The 15,488-nt window shown below is 35.1% G+C and carries 13 protein-coding genes and 1 other annotated feature; of the genes, 11 read left to right on the top strand and 2 right to left on the bottom strand.

All coding sequences use genetic code 11. The features are described 5' to 3' along the window. Positions 1–25: 25 nt before the first annotated feature. Positions 26–3,277, top strand: a complete 3,252-nt coding sequence (locus tag ACTJJ9_RS00630) for a DEAD/DEAH box helicase (RefSeq protein ID WP_440768361.1) — start codon at positions 26–28, stop codon at positions 3,275–3,277. A 65-nt stretch (positions 3,278–3,342) separates the two neighbouring features. Then, positions 3,343–3,567 (top strand): hypothetical protein, encoded by a 225-nt coding sequence (locus ACTJJ9_RS00625; protein WP_145581006.1) that lies wholly within the window; start codon positions 3,343–3,345, stop codon positions 3,565–3,567. Between the two features lie 98 nt (positions 3,568–3,665). Here the strand turns inward: ACTJJ9_RS00625 and ACTJJ9_RS00620 are convergent, their stop codons facing one another. Then, positions 3,666–4,673 (bottom strand): hypothetical protein, encoded by a 1,008-nt coding sequence (locus tag ACTJJ9_RS00620; RefSeq protein ID WP_145581005.1) that lies wholly within the window; start codon positions 4,671–4,673, stop codon positions 3,666–3,668. Positions 4,674–4,922: 249 nt separating this feature from the next. On the opposite strand from ACTJJ9_RS00620, the gene ACTJJ9_RS00615 reads away from it, so the two are divergent. The 6 genes from ACTJJ9_RS00615 (at position 4,923) to ACTJJ9_RS00590 (ending at position 10,523) form a co-directional block, all read left to right on the top strand. After that, positions 4,923–5,177 (top strand): hypothetical protein, encoded by a 255-nt coding sequence (locus ACTJJ9_RS00615; RefSeq protein ID WP_145581004.1) that lies wholly within the window; start codon positions 4,923–4,925, stop codon positions 5,175–5,177. Between the two features lie 224 nt (positions 5,178–5,401). Continuing rightward, the gene (locus ACTJJ9_RS00610; protein ID WP_255451815.1) at positions 5,402–5,527 is read left to right on the top strand and encodes a hypothetical protein; all 126 of its coding nucleotides are present in this window, start codon (positions 5,402–5,404) and stop codon (positions 5,525–5,527) included. Next, complete coding sequence (locus tag ACTJJ9_RS00605; RefSeq protein ID WP_440768360.1) at positions 5,528–6,373, top strand: phosphotransferase enzyme family protein; 846 nt, start codon at positions 5,528–5,530, stop codon at positions 6,371–6,373. A 127-nt stretch (positions 6,374–6,500) separates the two neighbouring features. Beyond that, positions 6,501–7,187, top strand: a complete 687-nt coding sequence (locus ACTJJ9_RS00600; RefSeq protein ID WP_145581002.1) for a peptidylprolyl isomerase — start codon at positions 6,501–6,503, stop codon at positions 7,185–7,187. Between the two features lie 242 nt (positions 7,188–7,429). Then, positions 7,430–7,688 (top strand) — a binding site (T-box leader). Positions 7,689–7,805: 117 nt separating this feature from the next. After that, entirely contained in the window at positions 7,806–9,509 is a 1,704-nt protein-coding gene (locus tag ACTJJ9_RS00595) for a 2-isopropylmalate synthase (RefSeq protein WP_145581001.1), read from the top strand. Between the two features lie 297 nt (positions 9,510–9,806). Then, positions 9,807–10,523, top strand: coding sequence for a YwiC-like family protein (locus ACTJJ9_RS00590; protein WP_145581000.1), 717 nt, complete (start codon positions 9,807–9,809; stop codon positions 10,521–10,523). A gap of 58 nt (positions 10,524–10,581) precedes the next feature. Here the strand turns inward: ACTJJ9_RS00590 and ACTJJ9_RS00585 are convergent, their stop codons facing one another. Continuing rightward, entirely contained in the window at positions 10,582–11,325 is a 744-nt protein-coding gene (locus ACTJJ9_RS00585) for an Mrp/NBP35 family ATP-binding protein (RefSeq protein WP_145580999.1), read from the bottom strand. Positions 11,326–11,610: 285 nt separating this feature from the next. Here ACTJJ9_RS00585 and ACTJJ9_RS00580 point away from each other — a divergent pair, with 285 nt between their 5' ends. The 3 genes from ACTJJ9_RS00580 to ACTJJ9_RS00570 are packed head-to-tail and all read left to right on the top strand — an operon-like array spanning position 11,611 to position 15,477. Next, positions 11,611–12,786: an MFS transporter gene (locus ACTJJ9_RS00580; RefSeq protein ID WP_145580998.1), complete on the top strand. Its 1,176-nt coding sequence runs from the start codon at positions 11,611–11,613 to the stop codon at positions 12,784–12,786. Beyond that, positions 12,783–14,912: a formate dehydrogenase subunit alpha gene (gene fdhF / locus ACTJJ9_RS00575; RefSeq protein ID WP_145580997.1), complete on the top strand. Its 2,130-nt coding sequence runs from the start codon at positions 12,783–12,785 to the stop codon at positions 14,910–14,912. The genes ACTJJ9_RS00580 and fdhF overlap by 4 nt, the downstream gene beginning before the upstream one ends. A gap of 22 nt (positions 14,913–14,934) precedes the next feature. Beyond that, entirely contained in the window at positions 14,935–15,477 is a 543-nt protein-coding gene (locus ACTJJ9_RS00570; protein ID WP_095300089.1) for a 4Fe-4S dicluster domain-containing protein, read from the top strand. The last annotated feature ends 11 nt before the right edge of the window (positions 15,478–15,488 follow it).

Here is a 15,488-nt window from a genome sequence, read left to right as displayed (position 1 = left end):
TTTAGGAAGAGAAGGGAATAAAATGATGAATCAATTGTTCAGTGATCAGGTTATAAAAGAGTTATGCGGGGATCACGCCTATAAAAAAGGGAAGGGATATTTTCAAAAGGGAAAAGCTGCCGTTACAAATTTTACCCCAAATACCAAAACGTTTAATGTCAATGTTAACCTTGATAACCAATTTCATGTAACAATTGAACATCATAATGGACAAGTATCCGCAGAATGTACTTGTCCAAAGCTCGCTTCTATTACGCAGTTCTGCCAGCATGTTGCTGCAGCATTATTTGCAATAAATGCCAAACACTTACAACATGTCCTCGAAAAGCGGCAAGGAGATTCTTCAACAAAGGAAGAATCTTTTCTTTATGAAAGAACAGCTCTTTCTCCGCTAGAGGAACATTTAACGAATCAATTATTCGGTCTATTTACACCTCGTGAAAGCTCTCCAAAAAGTAGACAACATTTAATCGAAGAACGTGAGCAATTAATTGTCGAATTCACATGTATCCCATATGTAGAAAATGGAATGTTCGCCATAGAATTAAAGCTTGGAACGAAGGAGCTCTATCCAATTATTTTAGATGAGTTTTTACACCATTTCGAAAACGGTGCACCGTATGAAATAACAAACGATCTAACCTATGATCGTAATCAATTTTATCTTCACCCTCATACGGATACTCTTATAAAGGAATTGCTAAAAGTTTATAAACTTGAAAATTACATAGAAGAGACTAAGGCTGACAGGAAAAATCATGAGCATATGCTTATCCCACCGTCCTTCTGGGATACTATTTTCCCTTTACTCCTTAGTACTCCGAATGAGAAAATCATAAACAATCGTACGGTATATCATGGAATAGAAGAAATGACAGCTCAGCTTCCATTAACGTTTTCATTTGCGGAAAAATTACTTAAAGGTAATTATCAACTGTTCGTTAATGGTTTTGAGCGATTAAAAATGATGAAGGCTTATCGAGTTGTTTTATATGAGAATAAAATAAAACATCTAGCTGAAGCAGACTATAACAGGTTAATTGAATTAAAAGATATGTTAGAAACAAATGAAAAACAAGATTTTCTCATTCCAATCGATCAAATTAAACAGTTTGTCGATCAAGTCATGCCAGGATTTATGAAGCTTGGGAAAGTACAGTTATCAAAAAGTGTGTTAGTTAAGCTAAATAATACTCCACTTAAAGCTAAGCTATATCTTGACAGAATTCATAATAAGCTTCTCGCTGGGCTTGAATTTCATTACGGCCAAGTTGTCATTAATCCATTAGATGATGCAAAAGAACATTACGGGTTAACCTTTCTTCGTGAGGATGTGAAGGAACAACGAATTTTGCAGCTAATGGACGATAGTATGTTTTCAAAAACAGAGGGTGGCTATTATTTACAAAATGAAGAATTAGAATATCATTTTCTTTATCATTTTCTTCCGTTATTAAAGCCTCTAGTTGAAGTTTATGCGACTTCAGCTGTTCGAACGAGATTATTTACCGAGTATTCTCATTCGAACTTTAGAGTTAAATTAGGTGAACGTACAAATTGGTTATCCTTTCAATTTGATATTGGTGGTATTCCTGAGTCTGACATTAAAGGCATATTAAAATCATTAGAAATTAAACGACCATATTACCGATTATCTAATGGCTCATTACTTTCATTAGAAAGCCCAGAATTTACAAAAGTAACACGTTTTTTACAAGGATTAGACATTGAAGCTGACCTCTTCTTACCACAATTTTCATTACCAATAGGAAAAGGGATGCAGCAGCTTGATATGCTTGGAGATAGAACAATCGTTACATTAGAACGCTCTTTCCAAAAGCTTTTGGACGATTTACAAAATCCACAAGCAAACTTTGCGATTCCTGAAATCGTAGGTACTTCATTACGGAAATATCAAGCACAAGGATATACGTGGCTGAAAACTATGGCACAGTATGGCTTTGGCGGGATTTTAGCTGACGATATGGGACTCGGAAAGACAATACAGAGCATCGCCTTTATCTCGTCTGTCCTTACTGATATAAGAAAACAAAAGCTGCCAGTATTAATCGTTTCACCATCTTCGCTTGTATATAATTGGAAGCAAGAGTTTAACAAATTCGCTCCAGCTATCAACGTGGCAGTTGTTACGGGGACTATACGCGATAGGGAAAACCTGTTAAAGAATTCAGCTTCATATGACGTGATGATAACGTCTTATCCATTAGTACAAAGAGATAGCACTATTTATAAAAATCATCACTTCCATACATTAATTTTAGATGAAGCACAATTTGTGAAAAACTTTCAAACGAAGACGGAGAAAACGATAAAATTAATCAAAGCAGCAAATCGATTTGCTTTGACAGGAACTCCTATCGAAAATTCAATAATAGAGCTATGGTCTATATTTCATCTTGTCTTTCCTGATTTATTCCCTGATCGCAAGGAGTTTCTTGCTTTACCAAGAGAAACGATTGCAAAGAAGGTCAGACCGTTTATTCTAAGGAGATTAAAGACAGATGTATTAGACGAACTACCAGAAAAATTCGAAACGGTTCACACTTCAGAATTGTTACCAGAGCAAAAAAAGTTTTATCTTGCATACTTAGCAAAGCTTAAGCATGATACATTTAAACATCTTGATAAAGAAACGTTTGAGAAAAATCGTATTAAAATTCTTGCAGGTATTACAAGGCTGCGGCAGATTTGCTGTCACCCTGGACTATTTGTTGATGGCTATAAAGGTAGTTCAGCAAAATTAGAGCAGTTATTAGATATTGTGATGGAATGTCATAGTACAGGGAAAAGAATTCTCCTATTTTCACAATTTACAAAAATGCTTGAAATTATTGGCCGCGAGTTAACAAATCTTGGACTTCCTTATTTTTATTTAGATGGTCAAACACCTTCTTCCGAAAGAGTTGAGCTATGCAATAAATTTAATAATGGCGAAAGAGGACTGTTTTTAATCTCATTAAAAGCAGGTGGAACAGGATTAAACCTTACAGGTGCTGATACAGTGATTTTATATGATTTATGGTGGAATCCTGCAGTTGAACAACAAGCGGCAGACCGCGCTTATCGTATGGGACAAACACGAAATGTTCATGTGATAAAACTTGTTGCTAAAGGAACAGTTGAAGACAAAATGAACGCACTTCAATTAAAAAAGAAGCATTTAATTGAAGAAGTTATTCAGGCTGGGAATGAAAACATAAGTACACTTACGAGCGAAGATGTTCAAGAAATACTAAGTGGATCAACATATCAATAGAAAAAGTATAAATTCTCCAATAACGACCATTCTAAAAGAGAATGTCGTAATAAAGGAGACAATATATGGATTCATACGAATTAACAAATATGATTATAGACGAGCAATATGAACAAGAGCATGTAACAGCAAACTTTAAGTACAAACAAAAAGACTATAGCATAACGTTCACTAAATCAGACTTGGAACTTATTAATGCTTGGGTTTTTAAGAATCAAACATCGTACCCAGCTAATTTAACTGATAATGAAATAGAAGAAATTAGGGAAAACATAAAAAGGCATTTATAAAGTTTATGTTTTTAAGAACTACTATAAAATTTCTATCGATATAAAAAGGGTTAACACTCAAAAATTTTTGAGTTGTGTAACCCTTTTACATATCAATTTTATTGAATTCTAAGCTTTATTTCCTCCGATTTAAAGCCGAGAGATGTTGAAAGGTCAACAGTATCGACACTAATCGTCATATATTCATATTTTGCAAATACTTCTTTATCAATTTCAGCTAATGAAAATTGCAGTACATTTCCAGTATTTTCTGTTGTTACATTATAAAGCTCCCAATCCTCCTTGGCAGGTTCATTTTCCTCATGATGAAAGCTTAAATTTAATCGATAGGCAACATTTGCTTTTTTGGTAATTTCAAAGAATAGATTTGCATCATTATATTCAGTAAGTACCGGTAATTGGAGAAGGCGAGAGCGCTCAACCTTTAAGCCACCTTCTCTTTCAATAAATTCAATTAACTCGTTATTTTCTAAAACATTGGATAGTTGTTGATTTTCGTGCTCTGTCCGTACGTAAAAAGCCTCATTAGTAAAGACATTCTTCATATCCATTTCCTTTGTCGCACCATATAACAAAACATAGTCATCTGCAAAAATTTCCTGTGGATACAATGCATGATCGCTTTCATTATAATTCCAAAAAGCATCCCAACGTGTAGCTTCTAAAGCTAAACCTCTAAGCTCGCTCCACTTTGAAAAGGGTAGATGATGCGAAGGGAAATAATGATAGGCAAAATGATGACCATATTCATGTGTAAGAGTTTCAGCATAATCAGCTGGCTCTGTATATTTATCCCCTTGATAGAGAGTAATCGTATTCGTCAACGCACTGTAGCTTCCTTTCGTTAGAGAAGATGAATGTGCTCCACCGTCAATAACAATTCCATTCAATAAAGAAAACTCATCACCGTGCTTATTTTCTACGAATTCCTTATATAATTCTACTAATTTTGCTTTATCCCATTCTTCGGAACAACTAATGAACCGAATTCCTTCTGGGGTCGTATAGGATGCGTAGAAATTTACTGGAAGTCCATTCGAACTAAAGCTTGCTAGAAAAGGAAATGTAAATAGTAATATAATAAAAAATTGTCGTAATTTTAACATAGCTGTCACTTCCTTCTCTACATTGTATCATGATACAAATAATACGTAATTGGTATCTTTTGTTTATATCATAAGGTTTGGACGTTTAAACGAATATGTTTTAGGGAATAGAACAATAGATTATAAGAAAAGAGGAGTGGTAAAAATTTCAACTAAAAATTTTTAAAAAATAGTTTTCAAATTAATTCGTATCGTGTATGATATAAATAATCAGAAAATACAGAAAACTATACTGTGAGGTGCTTTTAAATGAATTTTATGAATGTTCCTTTTGAAAATCGTCTTGATACAAATCCATATGTCCATTACTTACAAGAAGGAGACCTTTCTTTTAAAAATGAAAATGAACTCATTTTGAAGCATTTACACGAACTACCCACTGATTTTATGGAAATGACACTTTTTGATATTGACGGACTTGGCTGTGTGTACAATTTTTCTCATATCATTGAATTGGAAAATGGTGAATACCCAACAAAAGCTGCTGTTTATAAAAAAATATAAGGAAGCACATTCTTTCATATGCAAAACCATTTAAATGTTTCAGGCAACCTGAAGGATGACGTAAATATTCCGGATATGAAAGCTAAACAAAGGATGACCTAGTGTCTGAACCCTTCGTCGCGAAATCTAGAAAGGGTGCACGCTAGGTCATCTTTATTTTTTTAAAAAACGAACTAGTTTACATTTATAATAGAAGAAAATAAAAAGGAAGAGGTACGTGTAAATTGGAAAAGATTATCGTAAGACATTCTCTCATTGCAAATGAATCCGTTATCTCTCTTATGAAAAATTTTGATATGGGGGAAATCGTGGATTGCCAATTAGGAACTAGAGGGCTAAACGATACATAAATCGTAACAACAACAGATTCGAAATACATTTTCAGAAATTATCGCCACAATTGGAGACAGAAAAGCGATGTTTTATATGAAATTGATGCACTTAACCGATTAGCTGCAACAAATTTTCCAGTATCTAAACCGCTCAAAAGAAAGGATGGCGAATGGCTAAGTGAACTTAATCAGCCAGAAGGAGTAAGGTTTGGTGTATTATTTACCTATACTAAAGGGGAGAGACCTGATATTCATCCAGATAATTGTTATCTCATAGGACAAGCATTAGGGGCAATACATAAAAGAATGAATTCATTTCATTCAACTTCACAAAGAACATTTGAATTAAACCTCAATTATTTATTAGAACAGCCATTCGACATTATTAAAAACAATGTACAAATAAACCTTATAAAACCTAAGCTAATCGACTTTCTCCAGATGTTTGTAGAAGAATTAAAAGGTCAAATTGCCACTTCTGACCTAGATTATGGTTTTTGCCATGGAGATTTTCATAATTTTAATATGCAAATTGATCAAGGAAAGTTGGAAATATTTGATTTTGATTGTTGTAGTTACGGTTATCGAGCCTATGATCTCTCGGTATTTGTTTGGAATTTGCGCTCAAATTACCCTCATACTGCAAAAGAATGTGAGAAAGCCTTTCTAAGTGGTTACAAAGACCAATATTTCCTTAATAGCATAAATTTTCAACTATTGGATAAATTTGTTATGATAAGAAAAATTTGGTTTTTCGCAACTTTAATTCGCAATGAAGATGTATGGGGTACAGGATGGATGAACGAACAAAGTCTTTCTACCTTTATGGAAGAATTGGTTCAACATAAACAAAATCTCGAATGATAAAACGATCATTGAAATATGGTTTTCCCTATAAATTCGTCTCCACACACACCTACTACTTGAACGAAATGAATGATAATCGTAAAATGCTTGTATAGATTGTTAGATTGAGAAAGGAAGTTTTATGATGAAGCAATTTTCGAAAGTAAGTCTTGCTTTACTTGTGGGATTCATCCTATTCCTAGTTGCAGGTTGTGGGACGAGCATTACAGAAGATAAGACAACAAGTAGTTCTACGCAAAAAAAGGAAGAGCAGGTTAAGGAAGAGCAGGTTAAGGAAGAGCAGGTTATTGAGAAAAACCCCGTTGCAACGATTACGATGGAAAATAATAAGATAATAAAGGTTGAATTATACCCAGCAATTGCTCCAAATACGGTAAATAATTTTATTTCCCTTGCAAATTCAGGATTTTATAATGGATTAACATTTCACAGAGTCATCCCTGACTTCATGATTCAAGGCGGAGATCCGAATGGAGATGGGACGGGAGGACCTGATTATCAAATAAAAGGTGAATTTAGTTCAAATGGTTTTGAAAATAATTTAAAACATGAACGCGGCGTTATTTCAATGGCTCGCTCAGAAGCACCTGATTCAGCTGGTTCACAATTTTTTATTATGGTTGCTGATGCAACACATTTAGATGGTGAATATGCCGGATTTGGTAAAGTAATTGAAGGAATGGATGTTGTGGACGAAATAGTTTCTGTTGAAAGAGACAGTGAAGATAAGCCATTAAAAGAACAAAAAATTAAAGATGTCATCGTCGATACTTTCGGTATCGTTTACCCAGAACCGAAAAAGATCGAATAGGGAGAAGGTATAAAACCGTCAACAGTGTTTGACGGTTTTTTGCTTTATAAATCATAATATTAGCAAAAATATTAAATTAATTTTGAATATTTCGTTCCTTTTTTCCCTATGTTAAGATACAATATAACTAATAAAGCTAAACTACATTCATAGATATAAGACGGATTGACAATACGATCAAAAAGAATTTCTGAATATTCACTTGTAAACAGTTGATTCACTTGATATAATATTCTAAATATTTAAATACATTGAAAAGGACTAGTAAGATTTTTTAAACGCACAGAGAGCTGTTGGTTGGTGGAAAACAGTCGTGAGAAAAATCTGAACTCACCTTGAAGTAGCTCGCTGAAATATTTATTAGAGTAGGTGGAGACGGAGCCTAACCGTTATATTAGGAGGATACATAGTATTTGTACGATTGTATCTACCAAAGTGCACATCACAAGGTGTGAATTAGAGTGGTACCGCGTAAGCTGATAACAGCCTTTCGTCTCTAGAAATGGAGATGAAAGGCTTTTTTGCGTTTATTTTAGTTCTTTTTGGGTGTATTTGCCCCTTAAATATATGAATAATCAATGATCAATCAATTCGAATTTGAAAGGGTGTCTTAAAAAAATGAAAAATGTTGAAAAGTATACAAGAGGATATTTTATGCCTCCAGTTAAAAGCTTAAAATGGACTGAAAAAGAGTATATTACAGAAGCACCAATTTGGTGTAGCGTTGACCTACGTGACGGTAATCAGGCGTTAGTCGTTCCGATGACTCTTGAAGAAAAGCTTGAATACTTTCAATTACTTGTAAAAATCGGCTTCAAAGAGATAGAGGTAGGTTTTCCTGCAGCTTCTGAAACCGAATATACATTTTTGCGGACATTAATTGAAAAAGACCTTATTCCAGACGATGTGACAATTCAGGTCCTAACACAATCAAGAGACCATATTATTAAGAAAACGTTTGAATCATTAAAAGGTGCAAAAAAGGCAGTAGTACATTTATACAATTCAACTTCAGTTGCACAGAGAGAACAAGTTTTTAAAAAATCAAAAGAAGAAATCATTGAAATTGCCGTTACAGGTGCGAAGCTATTAGAAAAATACGCGGCAGAAACAGAAGGAAATTTCCAATTTCAATATTCTCCAGAAAGCTTTACAGGTACTGAACTAGAATTTGCTTTAGAAATTTGCAACAGTGTATTAGATGTATGGAAGCCAACAGCTGACAATAAAGTGATTATTAATTTACCTGCAACTGTCGAGCTTTCAATGCCTCACGTTTATGCAAGTCAAATCGAGTATATGAGTGACCATTTAAACTATCGGGAAAATGTCATTTTATCTCTACATCCTCATAATGATAGAGGAAGTGGTGTTGCAGATGCAGAGCTTGGAATTCTTGCTGGGGGACAACGAATCGAAGGTACTTTGTTTGGAAATGGTGAAAGAACAGGGAATGTTGATATTGTTACACTTGCTTTAAATATGTATTCACATGGTGTTGATCCAAAGCTGAATTTTGAAAATATCCTTGAGATAATTGAAGTGTATGAACGTATGACAAAGATGAAGGTAGATGACAGACAACCATATGGTGGAAAACTAGTATTTGCCGCTTTCTCTGGTTCTCATCAAGACGCGATTGCAAAAGGTATGAAATGGCGTGAGGAAAATGATTGTAAGCATTGGACAGTTCCTTACTTAATGATTGATCCAAAGGATATAGGAAGAGAGTATGAAGGTGATGTAATCCGTATTAATAGCCAATCAGGAAAAGGTGGTATCGGCTATTTACTCGAGCAGCAATTTGGACTTGATTTACCAAAAGAAATGCGTGAAGAGTTTGGTTACACAGTAAAAAATGTCTCAGATCGCCAAAATAAAGAGCTAATGCCAGAAGAAATCCATCAAATTTTCTTAAATGAATTTGTGAATCTTTCTAAACCAATCGAGTTTGTTAATTATCATTTTACAAAGCACGACGATTATCAAACAGTAGTTACCGTCAAAATTAGCGAACAAGAACAGGAATTAAACGGTGAAGGTAATGGTAGATTAGATGCAATTAGCAATGCCCTTCGTATGAAGCTAGGAGTGAACTATCATAATCTTGTATACAAAGAGCATGCACAAGAACTAGGCTCAGAGTCAAATGCGGTCTCATATGTCGGCATCACAGATGACAATGGAAAAGTCTTTTGGGGCTGTGGTATAGATGTTGACATCATGACTTCATCTGTAAAAGCATTGTTTAGCGCAGTAAATAAATTAACTGCAAATACACATTTGACATCTAAGGAAGGGCATTTTATTACGAGTAAATAAGAAGGAAAATGCTTTGTACCCATTTGGAGTAAGTCTCTAAATGGGTTTTCTAGTTCTTTCTTCAATAAGACCGGTATTGTTGCTTATCAAAAATTTATGTTAGAGTCACATTAATTATCCATCTTGGAGTCTACAATACTTAGCTAGCTAGTTAGTTATATGTTTTCCAATTATATCAACTCAAAATCCTTATCTCTTCACTTCAACAAAACAGATCGTGAGGTTCATCACATTTTCGTTTCTATCGCTACGATAAGATAGTTTTATAGTAAATAAATAAGCTGGTGATTAAAGAAAATGAAATTATTACTTCCAAAACAACACGGTGCATGGGCAATGTTAATCATTCCCTTTATTTTAGGGATCGATGCAGGGGGATATTCATTCTTACACATTCCTTTATTTATAGGGTGGCTAAGTCTGTATTTAGCAACATATCCGTTCCTAATGTATGTAAAGGGAAAGAAAAAAGAGTATTACTTTAAATGGTCGAGTATTTATTTAGGATTTGCTCTTGTTTTCTTAGTTTTTGTTCTCATTTTCAAATGGCAAATGCTTTTGTTTGGTTTAGCTATGGTTCCCTTTTTCTTCATTAATATTTATTTTGCAAAGAAAAAGAAAGAAAGGGCATTTGTAAATGATGTAATTGCAATCTGTGTTTTCTGCATTGGTGGGATAGCAAGTTTTTATGTAGGAACAGGGTACGTTAATAAAGAGGCATTTTTCATTGCCTTGTTATCGTTTTTATTTTTTCTAGGAAGTACCTTTTATGTGAAAACGATGATTAGGGAAAAGAAAAACAGACGCTTCCATTATTATTCTTGGTGCTATCATCTTCTTTTAATAGTAGGAATTTTTTTACTAGTAGAAGAAAAACAAATTATTCTCGCGTATATTCCAAGTACAATTCGAGCTTTTTTACTTGTTGGACGTAAACTAACAATTATGCAAGTTGGTATTTTAGAAATTATAAATTCAGTTATCTTTTTATTTGTATTACTCCTAGTTTTTTAGTTAAAAGACTCGAATTCATTCTTCTCATTTTGAAGACAAATGAATTCGAGTCTTTTCATTACTGAAATTTAATGATCTCATCAACTTGCTTTGCTAACATTTGAAAGGAGGAATACAATAATGTTCCTTCTTGATAAATGCTAGGTGTTTCCGTATTTATATTCACCTCTTCAATTGGAAGTTGACTTAGCAAATTAACTTGGAGCTTGTCAGCCAACTTTTGCCCACCACCTTGGCCAAAAATAAAATAGTGTCTTTCGCTGTCATTAGGCTTAAAATATGCCATATTTTCAACAACTCCAATAATTTCATGATTAGCTTTTTTCGCCATCACACCTGCTCTCTCTGCGACATGTGAAGCAGTTTCCTGAGGGGTTGTGACGATGATTTCTTTGCTTTGTGGAATGAGATGGTGCAAATCTAAAGCGACATCTCCAGTACCAGGTGGCATATCAAATAGTACGTAGTCTAAATCACCCCACATCACATCGTTTGAAAAATGCTCAACCATTTTACCTAACATAGGACCACGCCAAACAACTGGCTCGTTATTTTTTATGAGAAATCCCATTGACATGATTTTTACTCCATGTGATTCGATCGGAATGATTTTCCCATTGATTGTTTTCGGTCTATTTATGATCTTCATCATCTTCGGAATACTAAACCCATAAATATCCAAATCAATCAAAGCAACTGTTTTCCCCATATTCGCAAGAGCAATTGCTAAATTGACAGAAACCGTTGATTTACCGACACCTCCTTTTCCACTTGTTATCGCAATCGCAGAACCGTTTATCATATTAAACACCTCATTAATAAATTATAGATTGATATTGTCTTGAGCATAGAAAATACAACAAATGTAAAGAAGCACTGCAAATTTAAATCCTCTATTAAACAATCGTTCAAATAATTTTCTTATCTTTTTCTATTTTGACTATAAAAGCCGAATAGCTCTGTGATATTTTTCACAGTCTCCTTTAAGTCATTCCCTTAGAATGAAAAAAAGTTAAGAATGCAATCGTTACATGAGCATGTTTACTTATGAAGATACCAGTTAGATTTAAAATTGGAGGAGAATATTTTGAAAGGATTTGAACGAACATTTTATTCAAAAACAAGTAAGTATTCCTTTTTTGTTATTTTATTTTTATTTTTTACTGTTTGGATAGGGACAGAAAAGCTATTACATTTCGATATGGCCTTATTAGGCTACTTCATTTCATCATTAATATTTGCAATAGGACTAACAATTCGGATGTGCGCTTGGCTAATTCGCCCTGCAACAAGACAGGTTGTAAAAAGGAGCATGAAAAATCTTAAGTCGAGAAAAAGAGCAAAACGAAATATCCAGTCTATTTTAAAAACAGCTTTTGAAAACATCTTCTTACAAAAATTCATATTTAAGCGTGGCATTTACAGAGGAATTACTCATTTTCTCATTGCATGGGGCTGTATTGGCTCATTTGCTATTACATTCGGGCTAACATTTGGATGGATGCATTTTGAATTAGTCGATCCAGATACATATGTGATTGTTGTAATGGGGGTTAAAACGATTGAAATGGCTGCACATGGAATCATCGGAGAATTAATCTATAACGGCTTAAATATTACAGCTCTCATGGTATTAATCGGTGTTTCTATGGCTTTATTTAGAAGAATTGTTTCCAATGATGTAAAGGTGACACAGAGAGCGGAATTTGACTTATTTCCATTGTTTCTTTTATTAGCGGTTACTGTAAGTGGGTTAGCTTTAACTGTTTCATATGTGCTGTTAGATGGGTGGATGCACCATTATTTAACACTTTTCCATCAAGTTACAGTTGTTATCATGCTAATTTATTTCCCATTCGGAAAATTATTTCATTTACCGATTCGTCCGTTGGCAACTGCAGTACCTATGAATTACCAGGAGCATGTAAAGGTTGATACAAGACCATGTCATTCTTGCGGTGCGACATATAGCTCTGATGATCAAATAGAAGATGTTCAAGCAATACTTGCTGTTCAACAATTTGATTTACAGCTCGAGGATGGAACTTACTTATCAGACTATTGCCTAGCATGCAGGAGAAAAATTCGCGTTATGAAGCAGTTAAATATGGAACAACCGATTCAAGATGAAACAAATCCTATTTTAACGATGAATGGGATGCATATGACTGGCTTCGGTAAACCCAGATCTGTTGATTATTACGGACTTCCGGAACATGTTAAGCAACAGCTTAAAAATAATGATGGAGGAGAAAGAAAATGAGCCAATATTTTGTTAAAGAAGGGATTAAAAATCTTCATAAACCAGGTGAACGATTAGTTACAACACATTGTTGCTATTGTGGGATGCAATGTGGAATGCATATACGAGTTAATGAAAAAACCGGTAAAGTCGTCGGAGTTGAGCCAAGATATGATTGGCCTGTTACCAATGGAAAAATGTGTCCAAAAGGTGTTACAGCATATCAAACGGTTGAACACGACGATCGGATTCTTACTCCATTAATTAAAAAGAATGGAAAATTTATTAAAGCCTCATGGGAAGAGGCACTAGATGTCATCGAAGAGAATTTCAAAAAAATCCAACGTGAAAGTGGTAATGACGCACTTTCAGTCTTTGGCGGTGTTTCGATGACAAATGAGAAATGCTACCTAGTCGGCAAATATGCACGTGTCGCATTAAGAACAAGGTTTATTGATTACAACGGTCGTTTTTGTATGAGTTCTGCTGCAGGTGGTTTTCAAAGAACGTTAGGGATTGATCGGGGTTCAACATTGCCTTGGCCTGAATTAGAACATACAGATTGCTTCTTCATCGCTGGTTCAAATACAGCAGAATGTCATCCAACAAGTATTCAATGGTTATGGAAGGCAAAGGATAAAGGAGCAAAATTAATCGTTGCAGATCCACGTGAAACGGCAACAGCTCGTGTCGCAGATGTACATTTAGATTTAAAGCCAGGAACAGATTCAGCATTAGCGAATGGAATGCTACACATTCTTATTAAAGAAGGCTATGTTGATGAAGAGTATGTAACAAAACGTTGCAATAATTTTGAAGACTTAAAGAAAAATGTTGAAAAATTCACACCGGAGCTTACATCTAAAATAACCGGTGTTGCAATTAATAAATTAATTAAAGCTGCCCATATTTATGGAATGTCACCACGCTCTGTTGTTATGTTTGCTCGTGGCGTTGAACAGCAATCAAAAGGTGTTGATAATGTAGCGCTTTATACTACAATGGCACTTATCCGCGGTCAGATCGGAAAATTTGCTTCGGGTGTTGCTACATTTACAGGACAAGGCAACGGGCAAGGGGGGCGTGAACACGGACAAAAAGCAGACCTGCTACCTGGCTATCGAAAATTAACAGACCGTAAAGCAGTTGAGTATGTTTCAAGTGTTTGGGGGATTGATCCTAATGAAATGCCTAAGCCAGGGGTATCCGCCTACGAAATGTTTGACGAAATAGAGAAAGGCAATATTCGGGGAATGCACGTCATTTGCAGTAACCCCGCAGTCTCTGCACCTAATTTAGAGCATATATGGAATGGGTTAAGAAAGCTAGACTTTCTAGTTGTAAGTGACTTTTTCCTTTCTGAAACAGCTCAATTTGCAGATGTCGTACTCCCAACAACAACTTGGGCTGAGGATGAAGGAACAACAACAAATTTAGAAGGGCGTGTTATTCATATTCGTAAAGTGAGGGACCCTCTTGGACAGTCTAAACCAGATTGGGAGATTTTAAGTTTAATAGCAAAACGTATGGGTCGCGGTCAGTTTTTTTCATATAACAATCCAAAAGAAATATTTGAAGAATTGCGTATCGCATCAAAAGGGGGAAAAGCAGATTATTATGGAATAACGTGGGAGCGAATCGATAAAGAGGATGGTGTCTTTTGGCCATGCCCATCAGAGGATCACCCAGGTACACCAACAATGTTTCGTGAGAGATTCGGGCACCCTGACGGAAAAGCGAATCTTGCGTGTGTTGATTGGCAAGAACCAGGCGAAACACCTACAGAGGAGTTTCCGCTTTTCTTAACGACAGGTCGAGTTGTTTTTCATTATTTATCAGGTAACCAGACGAGACGTGTTTCCTTCTTAATGGAACAATGTCCTGAACCTTTTGCAGAAATGCACCCTGCATTAGCATGCCAATATCAATTACAGGATGGTGATATGGTACGTCTATCTACTCCTCGTTCCGAAATGATTGTTAAAACAAGGATAACAAAAGCAATCCGTAAAGATACAGTCTTTGTCCCTTATCATTGGGGTGAAGAATTAGCTGTGAACCAATTAACAAGTGACCATCTAGATCCATATTCAAGAATGCCAGAGTTTAAGATTTGTTCATTAAAGATGGAAAAGATGAACGATTGACTACAGAAAGAGGTGCCTATCATTGAATAAGATAATGTATTTAGAATTTGAAAGATGTATTGGTTGTCGAGCATGTCAAGCTGCCTGTCGAGAATGCGGCGACCATGATGCAAAAGAACGTAATTATGTAGAATATGTCGATTTCACCGAAAACAGACAAACATACCCAATGCTCTGTATGCAATGTAAAGACCCAGCATGTGCACGTGTTTGTCCAGCAAATGCGATTCAAATAACCGAGGAGGGTGTCGTCCTTTCTGCCATGGAAGAAAAATGTATTGGATGTAGAAATTGTACATTCGGCTGTCCATTTGGCATACCAAAATTCGATTTTGAAGAAAACAAAATGTATAAATGTGATATGTGTTATGACCGCTCAAAATATGATATTGCCCCAATGTGTGCATCTGTTTGCCCAAGTGAAGCCATTCGGTTTATCGATTTTGACGAAATGCAGCAATTACGCAGAAAAAGATCACAAATGAATTTAGTAGAAGGAAAAAAACCACAAGAAGGGAATAAGTGGGATTATGTCCCTGAATTCTTTGGTGTATATACAGATTAAAAAGGGGAGAA

The sequence above is a fragment of the Metabacillus sp. 22489 genome, assembly GCF_052044855.1.
Lineage (GTDB): Bacteria > Bacillota > Bacilli > Bacillales > Bacillaceae > Metabacillus > Metabacillus niabensis.
The sequence above is the reverse complement of the archived record's forward strand: the minus strand, read 5'-3'. Positions and strand labels throughout refer to the sequence as shown.